This is a genomic window from Ruegeria sp. YTSA219 (genome assembly GCF_059609985.1).
The window spans coordinates 92,315-111,789 of the sequence record NZ_JBXWMT010000010.1 but is presented as its reverse complement, the minus strand read 5'-3'; the positions used below and the strand labels follow the sequence as shown (position 1 = coordinate 111,789).

At 55.5% G+C, this 19,475-nt stretch carries 18 protein-coding genes; 2 read left to right on the top strand and 16 right to left on the bottom strand.

Going from position 1 to position 19,475, the window contains the following annotated elements:
• Nucleotide 1 precedes the first annotated feature (1 nt).
• The 11 genes from AC2FFB_RS14760 to AC2FFB_RS14710 form a co-directional block, all read right to left on the bottom strand.
• Nucleotides 2–853, bottom strand: a complete 852-nt coding sequence (locus AC2FFB_RS14760) for a tetratricopeptide repeat protein (protein ID WP_142637958.1) — start codon at nucleotides 851–853, stop codon at nucleotides 2–4.
• A gap of 29 nt (nucleotides 854–882) precedes the next feature.
• Nucleotides 883–1,464: a tetratricopeptide repeat protein gene (locus AC2FFB_RS14755; RefSeq protein ID WP_185956705.1), complete on the bottom strand. Its 582-nt coding sequence runs from the start codon at nucleotides 1,462–1,464 to the stop codon at nucleotides 883–885.
• Nucleotides 1,465–1,470: 6 nt separating this feature from the next.
• Complete coding sequence (locus AC2FFB_RS14750) at nucleotides 1,471–2,448, bottom strand: type II secretion system F family protein (protein ID WP_142637960.1); 978 nt, start codon at nucleotides 2,446–2,448, stop codon at nucleotides 1,471–1,473.
• A 10-nt stretch (nucleotides 2,449–2,458) separates the two neighbouring features.
• Complete coding sequence (locus tag AC2FFB_RS14745) at nucleotides 2,459–3,427, bottom strand: type II secretion system F family protein (RefSeq protein WP_142637962.1); 969 nt, start codon at nucleotides 3,425–3,427, stop codon at nucleotides 2,459–2,461.
• A gap of 11 nt (nucleotides 3,428–3,438) precedes the next feature.
• Nucleotides 3,439–4,881 (bottom strand): TadA family conjugal transfer-associated ATPase, encoded by a 1,443-nt coding sequence (locus AC2FFB_RS14740; RefSeq protein ID WP_142637964.1) that lies wholly within the window; start codon nucleotides 4,879–4,881, stop codon nucleotides 3,439–3,441.
• Nucleotides 4,882–4,905: 24 nt separating this feature from the next.
• Nucleotides 4,906–6,141, bottom strand: coding sequence for a CpaE/TadZ family protein (locus AC2FFB_RS14735; RefSeq protein ID WP_281973278.1), 1,236 nt, complete (start codon nucleotides 6,139–6,141; stop codon nucleotides 4,906–4,908).
• A 194-nt stretch (nucleotides 6,142–6,335) separates the two neighbouring features.
• Nucleotides 6,336–6,965: an OmpA family protein gene (locus AC2FFB_RS14730; protein ID WP_282027744.1), complete on the bottom strand. Its 630-nt coding sequence runs from the start codon at nucleotides 6,963–6,965 to the stop codon at nucleotides 6,336–6,338.
• A gap of 17 nt (nucleotides 6,966–6,982) precedes the next feature.
• Nucleotides 6,983–8,389: a type II and III secretion system protein family protein gene (locus AC2FFB_RS14725; protein WP_142637970.1), complete on the bottom strand. Its 1,407-nt coding sequence runs from the start codon at nucleotides 8,387–8,389 to the stop codon at nucleotides 6,983–6,985.
• Between the two features lie 194 nt (nucleotides 8,390–8,583).
• Nucleotides 8,584–9,465 carry a Flp pilus assembly protein CpaB gene (gene cpaB, locus AC2FFB_RS14720; protein ID WP_142637972.1) on the bottom strand — a complete coding sequence of 294 codons (882 nt, stop codon included), beginning with the start codon at nucleotides 9,463–9,465 and terminating at the stop codon, nucleotides 8,584–8,586.
• Between the two features lie 143 nt (nucleotides 9,466–9,608).
• Nucleotides 9,609–9,818 carry a hypothetical protein gene (locus tag AC2FFB_RS14715; RefSeq protein WP_142637974.1) on the bottom strand — a complete coding sequence of 70 codons (210 nt, stop codon included), beginning with the start codon at nucleotides 9,816–9,818 and terminating at the stop codon, nucleotides 9,609–9,611.
• An 81-nt stretch (nucleotides 9,819–9,899) separates the two neighbouring features.
• On the bottom strand, nucleotides 9,900–10,106 hold the full coding sequence (locus AC2FFB_RS14710; protein WP_142637976.1) for a hypothetical protein: 207 nt from the start codon (nucleotides 10,104–10,106) through the stop codon (nucleotides 9,900–9,902).
• A gap of 352 nt (nucleotides 10,107–10,458) precedes the next feature.
• Between AC2FFB_RS14710 and AC2FFB_RS14705 the strand changes: the two genes are divergently transcribed.
• Nucleotides 10,459–11,325 (top strand): lytic transglycosylase domain-containing protein, encoded by an 867-nt coding sequence (locus AC2FFB_RS14705; RefSeq protein WP_271950510.1) that lies wholly within the window; start codon nucleotides 10,459–10,461, stop codon nucleotides 11,323–11,325.
• A 43-nt stretch (nucleotides 11,326–11,368) separates the two neighbouring features.
• On the opposite strand, the gene AC2FFB_RS14700 is transcribed toward AC2FFB_RS14705, so the two are convergent.
• From AC2FFB_RS14700 to tldD, 5 genes are all read right to left on the bottom strand, one after another.
• On the bottom strand, nucleotides 11,369–11,995 hold the full coding sequence (locus AC2FFB_RS14700; RefSeq protein WP_142637980.1) for a 3-oxoacid CoA-transferase subunit B: 627 nt from the start codon (nucleotides 11,993–11,995) through the stop codon (nucleotides 11,369–11,371).
• Nucleotides 11,995–12,699 carry a CoA transferase subunit A gene (locus tag AC2FFB_RS14695; RefSeq protein WP_281973275.1) on the bottom strand — a complete coding sequence of 235 codons (705 nt, stop codon included), beginning with the start codon at nucleotides 12,697–12,699 and terminating at the stop codon, nucleotides 11,995–11,997. The genes AC2FFB_RS14700 and AC2FFB_RS14695 overlap by 1 nt, the downstream gene beginning before the upstream one ends.
• Before the next feature lie 91 nt (nucleotides 12,700–12,790).
• Nucleotides 12,791–15,424, bottom strand: coding sequence for a type I DNA topoisomerase (gene topA / locus AC2FFB_RS14690; protein ID WP_496708220.1), 2,634 nt, complete (start codon nucleotides 15,422–15,424; stop codon nucleotides 12,791–12,793).
• Between the two features lie 150 nt (nucleotides 15,425–15,574).
• The gene (gene dprA, locus AC2FFB_RS14685) at nucleotides 15,575–16,705 is read right to left on the bottom strand and encodes a DNA-processing protein DprA (protein ID WP_496694277.1); all 1,131 of its coding nucleotides are present in this window, start codon (nucleotides 16,703–16,705) and stop codon (nucleotides 15,575–15,577) included.
• Between the two features lie 238 nt (nucleotides 16,706–16,943).
• A complete protein-coding gene (tldD, locus tag AC2FFB_RS14680) occupies nucleotides 16,944–18,365 on the bottom strand; it encodes a metalloprotease TldD (RefSeq protein WP_496875095.1) in 1,422 nt (473 codons plus the stop codon).
• Between the two features lie 176 nt (nucleotides 18,366–18,541).
• Here tldD and coxB point away from each other — a divergent pair, with 176 nt between their 5' ends.
• On the top strand, nucleotides 18,542–19,453 hold the full coding sequence (coxB, locus tag AC2FFB_RS14675; protein ID WP_142637990.1) for a cytochrome c oxidase subunit II: 912 nt from the start codon (nucleotides 18,542–18,544) through the stop codon (nucleotides 19,451–19,453).
• Nucleotides 19,454–19,475 lie beyond the last annotated feature (22 nt).

Below are 19,475 nucleotides of genomic sequence, written 5' to 3'. Positions count from 1 at the left end.
ATCAGGCTTCCTCAAGCGCGCGCAGGGATCGAACGGCTTCGTCGTAATGTTGCGGATGGGTGGCGATCGCTTCGCGGAACAGGTTCTTGGCCGTCGCCACATCACCGCGTTTCACCGCCGAGATGGCCATTGTGTTCAACAACATCGCGCGTTCGACCTGAGACATGGGAACGACAGGCATGCTGTAATTGCCCTGTGCAGCCCGGGCGAGGACCAGATTGTTCTTTGCCGTGAATAGAGAGTTATCCTGTCGAATGGCCTCGGTGAATAACCGTTCGGCTTCGTCGTACTGGCCGCGCGTCAGCTTGGAATATCCCCAGTTGTTCATCACACCACCGGGGCGGGTCGTCAGACCCACGGCGGTTTCATAGAAATGATCCGCGCGTTTCCAGTTTTTTTGTGAATCCGCGACGACGGCTTCCAGGCGGTAGCGTTTGAAAGATTCAAAAGTCGGCGGGATCGAATCCAATGTCGATTTGGCCTGTGACCAGTTCCCGGAACGTACCAGAGAATCTGCGTATTCGACCTTGTCTACATTGGTCGCACCGCTCATCGTGGTGACTTTTTTCCAGGCGGCGGTTGCCTCGGTCGTCCGTTTAGCGCGCGCCAGTGAAATCGCCAGCCCACGTTGCAGGTCTATACGACCCGGGTTCTTGGCGGCGGCTCCCTGGAAATAGGTAACGGCTTCGTTCGGATCGGCGGCCGACAGAAGAACGTCGTTCAGGTTGGTTTCGTCAATGACGTTCACCTCCTGAAATGTACGCTCGACCTTTTCTTCTTCGGACTCTTTTTCACAGGCTGAGAGGATCAGCCCGCAGATTGCGATAGACGGAATCAAGAATTGTTGGCGCATTTTTGCGTCCCTTACTGCTCTTGCCTATGTTACGGGAGCTTGCGCAGCATGAATTGCCCGTCGCCTTGCTGCTCCAGTGTGTATTCTTGTTCTTGAGGGGTATTATTATCAGTATTTTCCATTTTTGCGAGAGCTAACCGCAGATTGTCCCGGATTGCGTCACTTTCGCCATTATCGAGAGCATAGGCCCGGCGAAAGACCTGAGCGGCCTCGGGGTATTCACCGATTTCCATCAGCAACACACCCAGATTGTTCCAGGCGACAGACCATTCGGGGTCATCTTCAACCGCACGGCGCAGCAGTGTTTCCGCCTGTCCAAGCCTCCGAAGGCCCAGATTTGCCGTCCCCATCGAGGTCAGGATCTGCGTTGTCATTCCCTGATTGAGCGCTGCGCGGATAAAGGCATCCAACGCAAGCTCGTATTCACCCGAAGCCATCAGCCGGTTGCCAACTGCGATCTGATCCTCGGCCGGGGCTTTACGATCAATGCCAGGTGCATCCAGATCCCCGGAGGACCCCGTTTCCGTGCAAGAAGCAACCGTGGCAAGAACCACGGTGGCCTGTAACACGCGGCGTATCCCCGTTTGGATGCACCTGGGTTTCAATTTCATAGGCTATTAGCCTCCGCCGAATTCAGCGATGCCTTTGGCCGAGGGTCCAACCAGAATGACCAGCAACGGTGGCACCGTCAGCATCATAGTGGCGAGTGTCATTTTGGTTGGCAACTTGTTAGCGGCCTCTTCGGCGCGCATCACGCGCTTATCTCGCATCTCGCCAGCGTAAACCCGCAAAGCTTCGGCGATGGATGTACCGAATGTTGCCGATTGGATCATCACCGTCACAAATGAGTTAACATCCTGAACGCCACAGCGCGTACCAAAATCGCGAAGAACCGTATCCTTGTCCTTACCGGCCTTCAATTCGTGGGCGACGACTTCAAATTCAAGCGAAATCTCAGGGTAGGAAGCTTTCATTTCGCGTGCGACGCGAACGATGGCCTGGTCCAGCGACTGGCCAGCCTCGACACAGACCAACATCAGGTCAAGAGTATCGGGAAAGCCTGCGGTGATCGCTTCTTGCCGTTCTGCGACCCTTCGGGTGATCCAATAGCGTGGCAGAAAATACCCGGCGGCCGACGGGACAAGAACTCGTATTATCATCTGCTGCGCGGTAAATTCCTGACCGTCGGAAAGGACAGTGACCAGCAAAACACCAATCACAATTCCGATGATGCCCAAGGAAAATTGAGCGAAGTGGAAGAACCGAACTGCGTCCTTTGATTGATACCCCGCCTGCCGCAGTTTCAGCTGCATGGCAGACAGTTCTTCCTTATTCTGTGGCTCAAGGAAGTTGGCAAACTTCTCAAGCTGCTCGTTTCGCCCGCTGGTTCTGAGCTTGTCCTTTTTGACCTTCTTATCCTGTCGAGGGGCTGCATTAGAACGCTGCAGTTTCTTCAGGGGATCTTCTGGCTGGCTCAGGATCAAGGGGACTGTGATCAAGATCATGAACAGTCCAAGTACACCAACCACGATCAGTGGACCGAAGGGGCCAAGGAGCTCGGTTAGAAAGTCATTTATTTGGGTCAGGATTTCCATGGTGGTGTCCTCAGACCTTGATGTCGGTTAGAATGCGCATGACGATCAGGTTCAGTGTCAGCATGATGCCGACAAAGAAACAGGCAGGAATGAACCATGGGTGATCCATAACTTCGTCATAGTACCCGGGGTCGTTCACCAAAATGAATCCCAGGCAGAACAGTGGAAATCCAGATAGGAATTTTCCTGACCATTTTGCCTCGGCTGTGATAGCGTTGACGCGCCGGAAAAGTCGAAAACGGGCCCGGATCACCTTGGCCAGACCGGCCAGAATTTCGGCCAGGTTACCACCGGATTGCTGTTGGATGCCGACGGCCACTGCCAAAAACCGTAGATCCTGCATATCCAGTCGTTGTGCCAGATCTTTGAGAGATTCACCGACGTCACGGCCATAGGCACATTCATCAGCGATAACTCCGAATTCAGTGGCGAGTGGATCCTGGACTTCATTTGCGACGATTTGAATGGTGGACACAAAAGGGTTCCCGACGCGAAGCGACCGAACCATCAATTCCACAGCATCTGGCAACTGTTCTTCCAGCATTGCCATACGCTTTTTGGCCTTGTTGTTTACCCACGCATAGACACCACCAACACCGATTGCGACCGAAATTGCGGCCCGCATTATGGTTTCCGTTCCCGTTGCAATGCTGAGCCCCATGAAGGCAAAGCCTGTCACCAACACCATAATCAGGATCAACTGACGGGGTGTGAAGGCGATGGCGGCCTTCTGAGCCTTGTCCGCCAATAGGGAATAGAGCGGAATACTCTGGGACTTCATATGCTGCTGCATTTCCTTGCGCAGCTGTTCCAGAACTTGTTCGCGCCCGACGCCTTTATCCAGCATGTCCAGACGGCGGTTCACGCGGCTGTTCAGACTGATGGATTTTCCGAAGGCAACCAGATAGATTCCTTCCACCAACGCAAGTACGCCTACGAAGATCGCGACGTAGATCAGTGCCTCCATAGGCAGTTGCATTTCAAGATCTCCTACATAGTCGTTGGTTCGTAAATCGAAGGGGGCAGATCATAGCCCCACAGACGGAAGCGTTCGGAGTAGTGGCTGCGAACGCCTGTCGCGGTAAAATGGCCAATGATCTTGTTGTCGGGCGTTAATCCAACGCGTTGAAAACGAAAGATTTCCTGCATGGAAATCACATCGCCTTCCATACCAGTGATTTCGGTGATCGAAGTCATACGCCGCGAGCCGTCCTGCAGGCGGCTTGCCTGAACGATCAGGTTCACAGCACTGGAGATCTGGCTACGGACGGCCTTGATCGGCATTTCGATCCCGGCCATCGCGATCATGTTTTCAAGGCGCGAAATCCCGTCTCGGGCCGAGTTCGCGTGGATCGTTGTCATCGAGCCATCATGGCCAGTGTTCATGGCCTGTAGCATGTCGATAACTTCCGAGCCCCGTGTCTCACCCACGATGATACGGTCGGGACGCATACGAAGGGCGTTTTTCAGACAGTCGCGGGGGCTGACTTCACCCTTGCCTTCGACGTTAGGCGGGCGGCTTTCCATCCGGCCAACATGAGACTGTTGCAGCTGGAGTTCCGCTGTATCCTCGATGGTCAGAATACGCTCGGCGTCGTCGATAAAGCTGGACAATGCGTTTAGCGTGGTTGTTTTACCGGAACCGGTACCGCCCGAAACGATCACATTCAGGCGTGTAGATACAGCAGCCTGCAGATAGGCGGCCATTTCTTCGGTGAAGGCACCAAAATTCACCAGATCATCAATGGCCAGCTTATCTTTTTTGAACTTACGAATGGATACCAGCGAGCCGTCAACGGCAATCGGTGGCACCATGGCGTTGAAACGCGAGCCATCCGCCAGACGGGCGTCCACATAGGGGTTGGATTCGTCAACACGGCGGCCCACGGCGGATACGATCTTGTCGATGATCCGCATCAGGTGCTTTTCGTCTTTAAATGTAACGTCGCTGATTTCTAGCTTACCGAACCGTTCAACGAAAATTTGCTGCGGGCCGTTGACCAGAATATCGCTGACAGAGTCGTCCTGAAGCAAGGTCTCGAGAGGGCCAAGACCGGTTACTTCGTCATACAATTCCTTGTTCAGCTGCTGCCGGTCGTCGCGGTTCAGAACGATGTTGCGGGATTCCAGGACCTCACTGGCAATCGCACTGATTTCCGAGCGCAGCTCGGATTCTCCAGCTTTCTCAAGGGCCGCAAGGTTCAGGTTTTCAAGAAGCTCGCGGTGGAGTTCGATCTTGATTTCGCCCAGACGCTCTTTGCGCTTGCGTTCCTTGTCCGCCCCTACAACCTCGACCGCCTTTTTGGGGGTGGGTCGCCGGGCAACAGCAGTAGCGGTTGATGCTTGCTCCGCTGCAGGTGCAGGTGTGGCCTCGGGCGATTTAGCCGGTGCTTGGACCGGTTGTGCTTCGGGTTTTTTATATCTTGAAAACACGGCGGCTCTCCCTGTGGGATTGTGTTATGCGGCTTCGGCGCTACTGCTGCCCAGGCTGTGCAGCGACTTCGCAAGCTTTGCGATTTCCTTGCGCAGTGGGTTCTTGGCCGCAGCGTTGGCCAATGGCAGACCGTGATCACCGCTTTGCATCACGGGTTTGCCGCCATCCGGCAGTTGAAGATCAATAGAGATACCCAGGCTTTCACCCATGCGCTTGACCCGGCCCTTACCATTCAGATCGGTAAATTTCGGGGCGCGATTGAGAGCGAAACGCAACTTATTGAAGGGTAGTTCCTCGGCCTGTAAAGCGCGCTTGAGGCGCAATGCGTTCTGAGCCGATCGCATGTCCAGTTCTATCAGGGCAAAGTAAACATGGGCGGCCTGCAGTACAGTTTCCGACCAGTGAACCAATGTCGTTGGCATGTCGACGATCACATAATCGAAGTGCTTTCGTGCCTTTTCGATCACCCGTTCGATATCTTCTTGCGTAATCAGATCCAAAGGCACCATATCCGAAGGCGCAGTTAGCACCTGCAGCTTGTCCTCATAGGACTGAAGCGCCTGGTTGAAGACGTCATCATCCATTGCCGCCGTATCAGACAGCATCTCGAATACAGTTTCTCGACGGGGAAGATCCAGATAGGTCGAAACCGTTCCGTATTGCAGGTCCAAGTCAATCAAACAAACCGAAGGGGCCTCTTTGTCAGAGACCGTTGCCAGTTCCCAAGCTAGGTTGACGGCCATAGTCGTCGACCCGACCCCACCGGCAAGTCCCTGAATCACAAACAAAGCACCCTCTTTAGAGTCGCCAGCTGCACGTGCGGCATCTGATCCGGGAGCAACAGCGACGGGTTCGGGTTTGTTCATCCGGTCGATTGCTTCTTGCAATTCACCTTCTGGAAGAGGGTAGGGGACGAATTCGTCCGCGCCCTTGCGCAACAACTGATGCAGCGAAGCCGGGGTCACGTCCTCGGCGATCAGAACTATTTTGATATTTTTGTCTTTTGCCTGTGTGATGATTTCACCCATCAGTGACAGGTTGTCTTCATCCTCGCCATCAATGGCCAACGCGACAAATTGCAGTGAATTCGCCTCGGGTTGGTTGAAAAATGTCAGGGCTTCGGCAAAGCCGAGATCGCCCCAACGCTCACCCAAAGCGCCTTCCATATCTTCTATAAGCAGATCGAAATTCTGGACATCACGACTAATCGTGCAGGCCAGAATTGCGGTCTCTTCGTTTTGCGGCGTGGCGCTTGTCATTAACACAATCCTCGTCGAAGGGTAGGCGAACCATCCTGGCCCAGAGGACAGGATTGGCTTGCTGTCACCCTATTGCGGCCATTTTCGGACGCAGGTCACCCAATTGTTGAAAATGTGGCTTGGAACTTAGGCAAGAATTAGGCGCAAAAGAACCAATTGTAGGGAATTGGGCGACGATGTCGCCCAATCACAGTTTATTGTTCGCTTGTATCGCCAATAGCGGTTTCGCGGCGCAGCTGGGATTCATAAACCGCGCTTTCCACGTACTCACGATTGACGATAGCGGCGTATTTGCCATCGAGTAGCTGGGGCGCACGATCAACGAAGCCTGATACTTCGGTCACGGTGCGCCTGTTGCGACGGTCTCGATCCGGCGTAGCCACGAGAGGTCGAGACTTACCGAATGAAACAACCGCCTCCAACCGCGAGCGAGAGATACCCTGCCGCGTAAGGAACGCAACAGCCGCATTCGCGCGCCGCTGGCCCAGGCTTTGGTTATATGCCGTTGATCCAACAGCATCCGTATGGCCATAGACCCGGAACCGTGCCTCGGGGAACTGTTTGATCCAGTTCGCCTGACGCAAGAGTACTCGCTGAGCTGTTTCGTCCAGTTGAGCGCTGTTGAAATCAAAGTTGATCTGGGTCGGCACTTCGGCTGCGAACCGTTGGCCCAGGATCTGGGCATATGTCAGTTCGCCATTCATTACTTGAATGTTGTTCAGTGTCGCATTCCCGAACGCGCCTTGATCGGCTTCGTATCCGGCCTCACGCGTACATGCGGCGACAGCGACCGAAAGACCCAGTGTGATGATCCACTTCTGCATTGGTCCTATCCTCCTAATCAATCCAGGACGTAGCCGTACGAGCTACCGAAGTCCTGATTCGCGACTTCCGAAGCTGCACCGGCACCTAGACGTTCAGTCCGACCGACTTTGCCATTGACGAACAGATCAAATTCGCTGGGCGGTTTGACCCGATCCGTAGGCAGAGCCAGTGCCTCGCCACGAGTCGGCGACACAAGGTGGGCTGTGATGATGATCACCAGTTCACTTTGCTGACGCTGATATTCCGCGCTGCGGAAGAGGGCGCCAAGAACCGGGACGTCACCCAACCAAGGAATCTGGCTGTTCAGGTCGGTGAAATCATCCTGGATCAAGCCAGCGATCGCAAAGCTTTCACCATCGCGCAGCTCAACCGTTGTGCTGGTCTGGCGTGTGATGAAAGATGGAACATTATCACCTTGAATGGTGAAGTTCGACGAACCATCGATAGCTGACACGGCAGCAGCCATTTCAAGGTTGATCAGATCACCATCCACAACGCGGGGGATAAAGTCGATTTCAACACCGAAGGCTTTGTATTCAATCGCAATTACGCCGTCGTCCTGCGGTACCGGAATAGGAACTTCACCACCTGCAAGGAACGTCGCTTCCTGACCCGAAAGTGCGGATAGGTTAGGCTCTGCAAGGCTGCGCGCCAGTCCTTTGGACTCGAGTGCCTCCAGCAGCAGACGAACCTGTGTGGAGCCTGCGCCAAAGCCGAACAGAATTGCGCCGGTATTCGTCTGTACCGCCGGAATGTTGTTGTTCAGGGCATTTGCCAAAGCACCAGCATTGTTCAGCGTGTTGATACCGCCAGTCACATCACTGCCGCCGAAACCAAGCGATGCAGTCAGGCTTTTAGCCACCGACCGATTCATCTCGGCAAAGCGCACTTTCAGCATGACCTGCTGAACGCCACCAACCGACATGAGGTTCGATACGCGCTCCGGTGCATAGCGCTCTGCCAGCTCCAATGCCCGCGCCAACTTGGCAGCGCTAGAAATTGTGCCAGAAAGAACGATACCGTCATTGGCGGTGCGAACTTCGATAGGCTCGGTTGGCAAAATCTGGCGCAGACGTTCTTTAAACTCGGTAACATCCGGTGCCACACGGACCCGAACATTAGCAAGTAGATTACCTGCGCCGTCGAACAATGTCAGGGTCGTCAGGCCAGGAGCCTTACCCAAAACATAGATAGTACGATCCGAAAGCGACGAAATATCAGCGATGCCTGCATTGGCGATGCTGAGTTCGGCAAACGGTTGCTCACTTTCAACAACTATTGCGCGGTTCATTGGCACATCAAGCGTTTCCGCTGTACCCTTCTTTACCACGCGAAGTGTTTCAGCCCAGGCAGCATTGCCGACTGGGCCAACTACGAGCGCCAAGCCCAATAGGGCTGCGCTTATCCAGGAACTTCTTTTCATGTGACCTGCCTCTCCGATCACGCCTCGTTTTTTGCGGCTACTGCCTTATGTCTGATAACACTGCGCGAATTGAGAATTTATTGCAATAATCAATGGTTTCTGGAATTTTCCTTATGTGGACAATGCGCAACATGCGAACAAATTAGGGCCGCGCAATTCGCGCGGCCCCGGTCATGTAACGCACTGATTTTCTGTTAATTTGTGCAGGGTGTTACTATTCCCGTGTCGACGATCTCGGCACCACGGCGTGTCTTGACCGTACAGACCTCTTCCGCGATTTTGGGTGCCACGGGGACGACATCTTTAATGCCCAGAAGTTTTCTTTGGTCAACTTCGACCGCGCTTGCGATTGTGTCGTCTTGCACGCCAACCAGCGCCAAAGACAGGCGGCCGGTGTTCTGAGCCTGAGCCAGTGCCGCGATTTGTTCCGGAGTAGCAGCGACCGTAACGGTGCGCGCGATCGTGGCTCCGGTCAGATCGGACCCGGCGCTCTGGTCAACAGCGATCAACTCAATGCTGGTTTGAATCAGGCGGGTGATTTCGCCGCGCGACCCATCGATTCCGCCACCATATGAACCGGTCCAATAAACATCGATACTGTCACCAGGGCGAAGGAAGCCGGATACGCCCGAGGCAACGTCCACGCTGATTGCAAATGCGCGCTTACCTTTCGCGATTCGTGATGTCAGACCCGCTGCCTCGCCTGGTTTGGTTACTTTGACCTCCATCAGGGCTTCGTCTTTTTCCATGGTCCTCAGAACGAAGCGGTCGCCACTGGCGTCCTCTGGAAACAGGACGGCCATTTCAAGGAAGCTTCCTTCGGGAATTGCATCCTCAGGCCATTTCACGATCCGCACATCTTCGGCGGCCAGACGCTCACCATACTTAAGAGCACGGTTCGAAACCAGAACGTCCACCGTCGGGACGGACTTAACATTTGCCAATGCTTCCTGAGCCGCCAAACGTTCTCTGGCCAATTCCGCCTGATACTGAGAAATATAGTCCCGCGCCATATAAACGGCTCCTCCTGCCAGAGCCACCCCAACAATCAGGACAAGTCCAAATACTGCACGCATGCGCGTTCCCTCGTTTATTTGTATGCGATGTCAGTCGTCATAGGGAATACGACTTCAACTGACTATTGGTTACAGGAGAATTGTGTCGAAAAGGGGGACAATGAAGTATTTTTTTGACGCCCGTGTCCTTAGTGCCAGATTGATCAATCTGATTCCGATGCCTGTTCCTGATTCGCAGAATAGACCTCGATACCGCGAAGTGCGTTACCCGTCTCGGTATCGACGTGTTGTACCCCGCCCGTCAAGTTGAATACGGTGACAAGTCCAAGGCCGACCAGCGCAGCAGTAAGCACCACCCAATCAACGGTGATTGCGCCATGTTCCCCGGATAAGAATTTTGAAATACCCTTCATCGCAGGACCTCGTCTTTTTTCTATAAAAAAGGGGGCCGCGATCTGACGAGCGCAGCCCCCTTCAAAATTCTATCTAAATAATTACGGGGTTGTTGGGCCCGCGTTAGGTGCAGTAACAACAACACCCGTCAGGGCGGTGTCAATGTCGCCAGCCAGATCGTCGACACCGTCGCTAACCTGTGTCCAAGCAACAGCGGCCAGGCCAACAACAGCTGCGGTCAGAACGACCCAGTCTACTGTTACGGCGCCGTCTTCGTCAGTGGTGAAGTTCTTGATGAACTTGATCATGTTACGTCCCTCCTAAAGGATCTAATAAGTCTAATGAACCTCGGCGTCTTCCAGAGCTTCGTCTCTCAGTCCGCTCCCGATCGTCTCGGTATGGCATTATGTTTGCCTGTTGGGCGTGGCAGGAATTGGGCCAAACCCCAAATTTTTGTGCCTCAGCTTAACTTTTTGGTAGCTTTCCGATTAACTAATTGAAATTAAAGAAATAAAAATAATCCCTTCGTACGAGTACCGATAAAACCCGATGCAAAATGGCGCCAAATGAGGCGAAATTGCCCCAATTCACATTGTTTTTCTGGCCTTACAGACAGATTCGGGGTTCAAATCGACGCAAAAGAGAACATGAGGCAGGCAAATGAATCTCCGGAACGCAATAACTTGCGCCGGCTTGGCGCTGGCAGTGGTGTCCGCACCTGTGTCTGTCCCCGCCAACGAAGTCGAACCGCGTGGCGTATATAAACGGATCAAAGCAGCCAAGCCCGGTCAGCGCCCGCGCATTACCGTTCAGATATCGCCTACAGAACATGCCTCAGCACCTTCGGCGCCCAGCACAGGGGCTGAGATCGTAGTTCCTGAGATTATCGCGAGGACACGTGTTACGCCTCCGGGGCTTCCGGGAATTTCACCGCAAAACAAACCCGTCGGGTCTTATAAAGCGTTCTGGGACAGGATCTCACCCGGGATAGATGAAGCCAGTTCGGGTCGTTTGCAGGATTCGATAAATGCGCTAGCCGCCATAAACGTAGCCTCGCCCCGATTGCAGACGCTTCAGAATATTGCTCAGCGGCAGGGGATCGACATTTTACGCTCGACCGTAGGGACAAATGTGTCGCCTGCGTTGGTGCTGGCCGTCATCTCGGTTGAATCGGCAGGCCGGGAGAAGGCGGAAAGTTCGGCCGGGGCGCAGGGGCTGATGCAGCTTATGCCCGCGACCGCGAAACGATTTGGGGTCGAGGACAGCCTTCACCCGGGGCAGAACATCTCGGGCGGAGTGAAATACCTGAACTGGCTGATGGAAGAGTTTGGAAACGACCCGATCCTGGTCCTGGCCGGATATAATGCGGGCGAGGGCGCGGTTCGCAAACATGGTGGTGTACCGCCTTATGCGGAAACACGGGACTATGTGCCCAAGGTTCTCGCGGCTTTTCAGGTGGCGCGAGCGCTGTGTTCGACACCGCCCGAGTTGATTTCTGACGGGTGCGTGTTTCAGGCTCTTAATTGACCAAGGCCCACACTGAAGTGGGCCTTGCCATTAGGTGAATTGATCAGTCGACAATCGTCGCCTGTGTCGCGGCGCGCATCTCATCTTCGCTGACACCATCTGCGAGCTCTACGATCTTCAGGCCGCCATCGACCACATCCAGAACCCCAAAATTGGTGATGATGCGATCCACAACACCCTTGCCGGTCAGCGGCAGGGTGCACTCTTTCAGCACTTTCGATTCACCGTGTTTGTTGGTGTGATCCATAACCACGATCACACGTCCGACACCTGCAACCAAATCCATCGCGCCGCCCATGCCTTTGACCAGCTTGCCGGGAATCATCCAGTTGGCCAGATCGCCTTTTTCATCCACTTCCATGGCACCCAGGATTGCCGCGGCGATTTTGCCGCCCCGGATCATGGCGAAAGACGTAGCGCTGTCGAAATAAGCAGTCCGAGACAGTTCGGTGATCGTCTGCTTGCCTGCGTTGATCAGGTCCGGGTCTTCGTCGCCCTCGAAAGGAAAGGGACCCATACCAAGCATTCCGTTTTCGGATTGCAGGGTGATATCCTTGTCGCCAACATAATTTGCCACCAGCGTCGGGATACCGATGCCGAGGTTTACATACATGCCGTCTTCCAGCTCTTGCGCCGCGCGGGCGGCCATCTGATTCCGGTCCCAGGGCATTATGCGTCCTCCTTCTTGCGGGTGGTGCGCTGTTCGATGCGCTTTTCGTGATTGCCCTGAATGATGCGATGCACGTAAATTCCAGGTAGGTGGATCATGTCAGGGTCCAGAGAGCCACGGGGCACGATCTCTTCAACTTCGACCACACAGATCTTACCGCAAGTGGCGGCGGGCACGTTGAAGTTTCGGGCGGTCTTGCGGAACACCAGATTGCCGGTGTCGTCGGCTTTCCACGCCTTGATAATCGCCAGATCTGCAAAAATACCTTCTTCGAGAATATAGGTCTCGTCGTTGAAGTCTTTGTGTTCTTTCCCATCGGCAATAACAGTGCCTACGCCCGTTTTTGTGTAGAAACCCGGGATCCCGGCACCACCTGCGCGCATCCGTTCGGCCAGGGTGCCTTGAGGGTTGAATTCCAGTTCAAGCTCACCGCTGAGGTACTGACGCATGAATTCGGCGTTTTCGCCCACATATGAACTGATCATCTTTTTGACCTGCTTCGTTTGCAGCAGGATACCGATACCGAAATCGTCCACGCCCGCATTGTTCGAGGCAAAGGTCAGGTCTTTGGCACCCGAGGTCTTGATTGCCTCAAGCAGCAGCTCGGGAATCCCGCACAGGCCAAACCCGCCAGCGGCGATCAACATGCCATCCGAAAGCACGCCATCGAGCGCTTCGTTGGCATTGGCATAGATTTTCTTCATGGAAAACTCCCCCAATGAGATGGTGTTGGGCAGGTTGTGCCGTCACGTCACGGGGAAGTCAATGAAACCGGGCGAAGGGTGGTATTTCTACCTAACCGGCCTTCTTGGTTGTCTTCTTGGCGGCTTTTTTCTTGGGCGCCGCCTTTTTCTTGGTCCCTTTGAGGGCCGCGCGCTCATTGACCAGTTCGATGGCCATTTCCTGCGTTACGTCCTCGGGTTTGATGTCCTTGGGAATGGTCGCGTTGACCTTTTCCCACTTCACATATGGACCATAGCGCCCATCCAGGACCTGCATTGCGCCACCATCGGGATGTTCCCCCAGTTCTTTCAGCGCTTTGGCCGCAGCCCGGCGTCCGCGTCCCGGATTGGAGCGCTTTTCAGCAAGCAATTCGACCGCGCGGTTCATGCCGATCTCGAACACGTCATTGGGGTCTTTGAGGTTTGCATAAACCGGTTTGGCCTCATCCGCCAGCTGGTGCATCAGATATGGTCCGAACCGCCCGAAATTCGAGCTGATCATACCGCCCTCGGGGTGCTCACCAATCTGGCGGGGCAGGGATAGCAATGTCAGCGCCTTGTCCAGATCCATATCATCCTTGCTCCAGCCACGTGGCAGCGAGGCGCGCGGAGGTTTCTTGTTCTCAGGCGTTGGCTCTCCACGTTGAACATAAGGTCCGAACCGACCGGTCTTCAGCCAGATATCATCACCTGAATCTTCACCCAGCAGGCGCTCTTCACCCTCGGCACCTTCACCGGCGATAGGACGGGTATAGGTGCATTCGGGATAGTTGCCACAGCCGACGAACCCGCCAGTGCGTGAAGTTTTCAGGTGCAACTGGCCCGCGCCGCATTTCGGACAGACACGCGGGTCAGATCCATCCTCGCGTGGCGGATAGAGCTGCGGTGCCAGTGCTTCGTCCAGTTTGTCCAGCACTTCGGAAATGCGCAGTTCCGATGTCTCGCCAATCGCGGCCGAGAAGTCGCGCCAGAATTTGCTCAGCAGATCCTTATAGTCCCGATCACCTGCACTCACATCGTCCAGCTGTTCTTCCAGATTGGCGGTGAATTCATAACCGACATACTGACGGAAGAAGTTCAGCAGAAATATCGTGACGATCCGCCCCTTTTCTTCGGGGATCAGCCGGTTCTTGTCCTTGCGTACATATTCCCGGTCCTGAATCGTTGTGACAATCGAGGCATAGGTCGACGGTCGCCCGATCCCCAACTCTTCCATCCGCTTGACCAGCGTCGCCTCGGTATAGCGCGGCGGCGGTTGAGTGTGATGTTGCAGCGCCAGAACTGATTCATTGTCTGACAGAATAGCCTTTTTCGCGGCCCGGTCCGTGCCATCGCTTGTCGCTTTGGTGAACTGATCCCGCAACGTGGTTTTAGAGAACCGTGCAGGGTCGCCCTGCATGATCTGGGGCAGGCGTTTGTCATCCTCATCGGCGACATCATCGCGGCCTTCTTCATAGACACGCATGAACCCGTCAAACATCACCACCTGACCGGTCGCGCGCAGGCCAACCTGCCCATCTTCGCTGCCGATTTCGACAGTTGTGCGTTCCAGCCGGGCAGCAGCCATCTGGCAGGCAATGGTGCGTTTCCAGATCAGGTCATAGAGCTTGCGCTGATCGTCGTCCGTTACCTTCAGTGCTTTGGCATCGCGGGTCATATCCGTAGGCCGGATGCATTCGTGGGCTTCCTGCGCGTTCTTTGCCTTGTTCTTATAGATGCGAGGGCTGTCCGGCACATATTCCGCGCCATAGCGGTCGGCGATGGTCTCGCGCGTAGCCGCCACGGCCTCGGGGGCCATGTCGATGCCATCGGTTCGCATATAGGTAATGTAGCCGGCCTCATACAAGCGCTGTGCCACTTGCATCGCGTGACGCGCACCCATGCCGAACTTGCGGCTGGCCTCTTGCTGCAGGGTCGAGGTCATGAAGGGTGCGCTGGGATTTCGAGCGGCGGGTTTCGCCTCGACCGAAGTGACACTGAGCGCGCGGCTGGTGATCGCCTGCACCGCCAGTTCGGCCTGGGTTGAGTTGGACAGATCGTGCTTGTCCAGCTTTTTACCGGCCAGTGTGACCAGGCGTGCTTCATAGGTCTGACCACGGGGTGTTTCGAACAGGGCGCGCACCGACCAGTATTCCACCGGTTTGAACGCCTCGATTTCCATCTCTCTCTCGACGATCAGGCGCAGGCAGACAGACTGCACGCGGCCTGCGGATTTTGCACCAGGCAGTTTGCGCCACAAGACGGGCGACAGGTTGAACCCCACAAGATAATCCAGCGCACGGCGGGCCAGATAGGCCTCGACAAGTGGCATGTCCACCTGACGGGGGTTTCGCATTGCCTCGGTCACTGCGTCCTTGGTGATGGCGTTGAAGGTCACCCGGCTGACAGGCGTATCCTTTTTGATCGACCGGCGTTTGGTCAGTGCTTCCTGCAAATGCCAACTGATCGCTTCACCCTCACGATCGGGGTCGGTGGCGAGGATCAGGGCGTTGTCTTCTTTCAGCGCGTCGGCGATGGCTTTGACATGTTTGCGGCTGTCGTTCCCGACCTCCCATTTCATCGCAAACTCATCCTCGGTATCGACCGAGCCATCTTTGGGCGGCAGATCTCGAACATGGCCGTAAGACGCCAGAACCGTGTAGTCCGGGCCAAGATATTTATTGATTGTTTTGGCCTTGGCAGGGGATTCTACAACAACTACAGGCATTTAAGGGGAAACCTCGCTCGACGGAATTGGCGCCTTCTATGAGTGTGCAAGATGTGTAGGGCAAGAGCGAATTGTCAATGCGTTCCTTCGAAAGCAAGGATTTATACGCGATTTCAATGGGATACCTGTGTAAGATTGGGTATCCGACACTCAGGCGGTCAATGACAGTAGACCCCCGGGTTGGCGTTGAATACGTCCGGCCAGTTCCAGATCGACCAAAACCGGGGCAATTTCACCCGCCGTCGCCTCAACATCGCGGATCAACTGGTCTTCGGCGATAGGAGAGGGGCCGAGCCGGGTCAGAATTAGGCGTTCCAGGTCATTGGTTGAGCATGGTGTGCGGGGTAAATTCTTTTGGAGCATTTGCTGGGGTTCGAATAGGTTCGCTTGCTGCGGTAGCGCTTCGATCACATCTTCTGCAGACCTAATCAAAGTAGCACCGTCGCGGATCAGCAGGTTGCAGCCAGCCGCGCGTGCGTCAAACGGGTGTCCGGGCACAGCCAGAACATCGCGCCCCTGGTCCAAGGCGTCGCGCGCTGTAATCAGGCTGCCGGATTTGGCGGCGGCTTCGACCACAATAACGGCCTTTGCCAGGCCCGAGATGATCCGGTTGCGACGCGGGAAATGGCGCGCCTGTGGCGTGACGCCCATGGGTTGCTCCGAGACGCGCAGCCCGGAACCTGCGATTTCAGCGGCAAGATCGGTATTTTCAGCAGGGTAAACCACGTCGACCCCCCCCGCCATAACGGCGATGGTGCCTGTTTCAACCGTGGCTAGGTGCGCCGCGGTATCAATCCCGCGGGCCAGGCCAGAAACGATCACATAACCCTGTTTTCCCAGATCGGTCGCCAATCCGCGCGCCATTCGCGCGCCCAGAGATGAGCAGTTGCGGGCACCGACCATAGCGACCGAGGGGCGCTGTAAAAGAGAGGTGTCACCGATTGCCCACAACATTGGCGGAGCATCATTCAGATCATGTAAAGCGGATGGGAAATCGGCGGACCCTAGGCAAAAAAGCCGCGCATTGGCAGCTTTTGCGGCCTTGAGTTCCGCCTCAATCACGCCGGGCGGGCAGATTTCATACCCTTCTATTCCGGCAGCGCGTGCCATTTCCGGCAGCGCGGCCAGCGCATTCTGCGCCGAGCCATGTTCGCGAAGCAGCCGCCGAAACGTCGCCGGGCCCACTTTGCGAGAACGCAACAGACGAAGCCAGGAAAACCGATCCTCTTCCGTGGTGGGTGGGAGTGTGGGGTGATTGGAAGAAAGCTGCTCTTCGGTCATCCGTTGCTCCGTCTGATTGCAGAACTGGTTTACGGCTGCCAGGGTTAACAGCGTGTGAATCCCGTCAAATTTTCCGGATATATTTCGAGGCTCGGGTGTCTCAGTTGCGTAGGTTGTTGAAAAACAACGGCAAAAAATACAGCCGAGTCGGAAGTCGGAAAACACCTCTCCGCAAAGTATCAATGCATATCCAAAGCGGGCGTTAACCCTGCGCTTTGGAAGCAGTGACCGATTCTAATTAGGCCGCCGATCCGCCAATCGTCAGCCCATCCATCAGGACCGTAGGTTGGCCAACGCCCACAGGCACCCATTGACCATCCTTGCCGCAAGTGCCCATTCCCGGATCCAAGGCCATGTCGTTGCCCAACCCGCGAACGCGTTTGAGGGCAGAGGGGCCATCGCCAATCAATGTTGCCCCTTTGACCGGCGCGCCGATTTTGCCGTTTTCAACCCGGTATGCCTCGGTGCAGGAAAACACGAACTTGCCATTGGTGATATCCACCTGGCCGCCGCCAAAGCCAACCGCCCAGATGCCATCCTTTATATCGGCTACCAAAGCGGCGGGATCGGCATCGCCACCCAGCATGATTGTATTTGTCATCCGTGGCATTGGTTTATGGGCATAGCTTTGACGCCGCCCATTCCCGGTTGGCGCAACACCCATCAGACGGGCGTTTTGGCGATCCTGCATATATCCGGTCAGGATGCCGTCTTCGATCAGCACAGTGCGCGAACTGGGTGTGCCCTCATCATCGACGCTGATTGACCCGCGCCGGTCTGCGATTGTGCCGTCATCAACGACCGTAACACCTTTGGACGCGATCTGTTGACCCATCAGCCCGGCAAAGGCGGAACTGCCCTTGCGGTTGAAATCCCCTTCAAGGCCGTGGCCGATTGCTTCGTGCAGCAAGATGCCGGGCCAGCCAGGGCCCAGTGCGACCTCCATCACGCCCGCAGGGGCGGGAACAGCCTCGAGGTTGACCATGGCGATGCGAAGGGCCTCGCGGGCTTTATCCTGCCAGTCGGTTGGGTCGATCTGCCCGTCCAGGCCGATCCGGCCACCTCCACCGGTCGAGCCGCTCTCACGACGGCCGTTCTGTTCCACGATGACTGAGATATTCAACCGGGTCATGGGGCGGACATCGCGGACCAGAATGCCGTCAGGGCGTAGAATCTCAACCTCCTGCACCGCAGCAGCAATAGTGGCGCTGACCTGTACTACACGCGGATCAAGATCACGGGCAAAGGCGTCAATCTCGCGCAATGTTTCGATCTTGACGGGAAAACTGGCAGATTCGATCGGGTCTTCGTCTGTATAGAGGCGCTTGTTGGTGGCCCGGGGGGCATCAGCTAGCGTTCCGCCACCATCACCGACCGCAAGCCGCGCGGTCTCGGCGGCCCGTTTCAGGGCAGGAATCGAGACGTCCGTTGAATGCGAATAGCCTGCCACTTCGCCCTGCACGGCGCGCAGGCCGAAACCTTCGGACGCGTCATAAGAAGCGGTCCGCAAGCGCCCGTCATCAAAGACCAGAGACTCGGATTTCCGGCGTTCAACGTACAGTTCTCCGTCCTCGGCCCCGGCGGTGGCGGATTGCAGTACTGCAAGCGCTTCGTCATGTGGAAGAGCGCTTTCAAACGGGCGAAACGGGTCGTTGGGCATCTCTTGGGACCTTTCGAGTTTGATCCAGATCAAAAATAGCGTCTGTTTGACGCAAGCATTTTGCTTTATCTACCCGCAGGAATATGGTTTTTAACGCGGCCAAAGACAACGGGTGAGGTGTGGCCGATTCACACCTTTTCGCCAGGGACGCAAAGATCAAACGATCAGGACAGAAAATGAAGAACGCTTTGAAGCTTTCGGGGCTTATGACAGCCCTCTCCAGCCTTCCCGCCATGGCTCAGGAGCTTGAGATTATCGGTCAGCCGGTTGACGGCGGCATAGGATTCCAGCCTGCAGCCACAAGCCTTGCCGAGGGGATTCATCGCCTGGATAATATGATTCTGGTGATTATTACCGCGATCTGCATATTCGTTGCGGGCCTGCTGGTTTACTGCATCATGCGTTATAACCAACGCGTCAACCCGACCCCGGCGCGATTCTCGCACTATACTCCGGTCGAGATCGTCTGGACGTTGGGTCCGATTCTGATTCTAGTATTCATCGGTGCTTTCTCTCTGCCGGTTCTGTTCAAGCAGCAGGAAATTCCCGAAGGTGATGTCGTTATCAAGGTTGTCGGCAACCAGTGGTATTGGACATATGAGTATGTCGATCACGATTTTGCATTCGACAGCTATCTGCTCGGCCACCCAGCCACGTTGGACGAAGGTACTCGCCCCGCCGATGCGGACGTGACGGCATTTGTCCTGGATGACGCGATGCGGGCCAAGCTGGCAGACGCAGGGTATAGCGACGATGAGTGGCTGCTGGCCACCGACACAGCGGTTGTTGTCCCGGTTGGCAAGGTCATCGTGATGCAAGTTACTGCGTCCGACGTGATCCATTCCTGGACCATTCCGTCCTTCGGTGTGAAGCAGGACGGTGTACCCGGACGCCTGGCTGAGCTGTGGTTTGAGGCCGAAAAGGAAGGCATCTATTTCGGCCAGTGTTCGGAACTGTGCGGAAAAGACCATGCCTATATGCCGATCACTGTCAAAGTTGTCAGCCAAGAGGCGTATGACGCGTGGCTGAAAGGTGCGATCGACGAGTATGCGGGCCTGCCGCAGAACTATCAGGTCGCTTCGAACTGATTTCAGTAAGGGCGGGATGCGT

What these genes read in the sequence shown, in the direction of transcription:
- AC2FFB_RS14760 (WP_142637958.1), bottom strand. Translation starts at nt 853, where the DNA reads ATGCGCCAACAATTCTTGATTCCGTCTATCGCAATCTGCGGGCTGATC.
- AC2FFB_RS14755 (WP_185956705.1), bottom strand. Translation starts at nt 1,464, where the DNA reads ATGAAATTGAAACCCAGGTGCATCCAAACGGGGATACGCCGCGTGTTA.
- AC2FFB_RS14750 (WP_142637960.1), bottom strand. Translation starts at nt 2,448, where the DNA reads ATGGAAATCCTGACCCAAATAAATGACTTTCTAACCGAGCTCCTTGGC.
- AC2FFB_RS14745 (WP_142637962.1), bottom strand. Translation starts at nt 3,427, where the DNA reads ATGCAACTGCCTATGGAGGCACTGATCTACGTCGCGATCTTCGTAGGC.
- AC2FFB_RS14735 (WP_281973278.1), bottom strand. Translation starts at nt 6,141, where the DNA reads ATGACAAGCGCCACGCCGCAAAACGAAGAGACCGCAATTCTGGCCTGC.
- AC2FFB_RS14730 (WP_282027744.1), bottom strand. Translation starts at nt 6,965, where the DNA reads ATGCAGAAGTGGATCATCACACTGGGTCTTTCGGTCGCTGTCGCCGCA.
- AC2FFB_RS14725 (WP_142637970.1), bottom strand. Translation starts at nt 8,389, where the DNA reads ATGAAAAGAAGTTCCTGGATAAGCGCAGCCCTATTGGGCTTGGCGCTC.
- cpaB (WP_142637972.1), bottom strand. Translation starts at nt 9,465, where the DNA reads ATGCGTGCAGTATTTGGACTTGTCCTGATTGTTGGGGTGGCTCTGGCA.
- AC2FFB_RS14715 (WP_142637974.1), bottom strand. Translation starts at nt 9,818, where the DNA reads ATGAAGGGTATTTCAAAATTCTTATCCGGGGAACATGGCGCAATCACC.
- AC2FFB_RS14710 (WP_142637976.1), bottom strand. Translation starts at nt 10,106, where the DNA reads ATGATCAAGTTCATCAAGAACTTCACCACTGACGAAGACGGCGCCGTA.
- AC2FFB_RS14705 (WP_271950510.1), top strand. Translation starts at nt 10,459, where the DNA reads ATGAATCTCCGGAACGCAATAACTTGCGCCGGCTTGGCGCTGGCAGTG.
- AC2FFB_RS14700 (WP_142637980.1), bottom strand. Translation starts at nt 11,995, where the DNA reads ATGCCCTGGGACCGGAATCAGATGGCCGCCCGCGCGGCGCAAGAGCTG.
- AC2FFB_RS14695 (WP_281973275.1), bottom strand. Translation starts at nt 12,699, where the DNA reads ATGAAGAAAATCTATGCCAATGCCAACGAAGCGCTCGATGGCGTGCTT.
- topA (WP_496708220.1), bottom strand. Translation starts at nt 15,424, where the DNA reads ATGCCTGTAGTTGTTGTAGAATCCCCTGCCAAGGCCAAAACAATCAAT.
- dprA (WP_496694277.1), bottom strand. Translation starts at nt 16,705, where the DNA reads ATGACCGAAGAGCAGCTTTCTTCCAATCACCCCACACTCCCACCCACC.
- tldD (WP_496875095.1), bottom strand. Translation starts at nt 18,365, where the DNA reads ATGCCCAACGACCCGTTTCGCCCGTTTGAAAGCGCTCTTCCACATGAC.
- coxB (WP_142637990.1), top strand. Translation starts at nt 18,542, where the DNA reads ATGAAGAACGCTTTGAAGCTTTCGGGGCTTATGACAGCCCTCTCCAGC.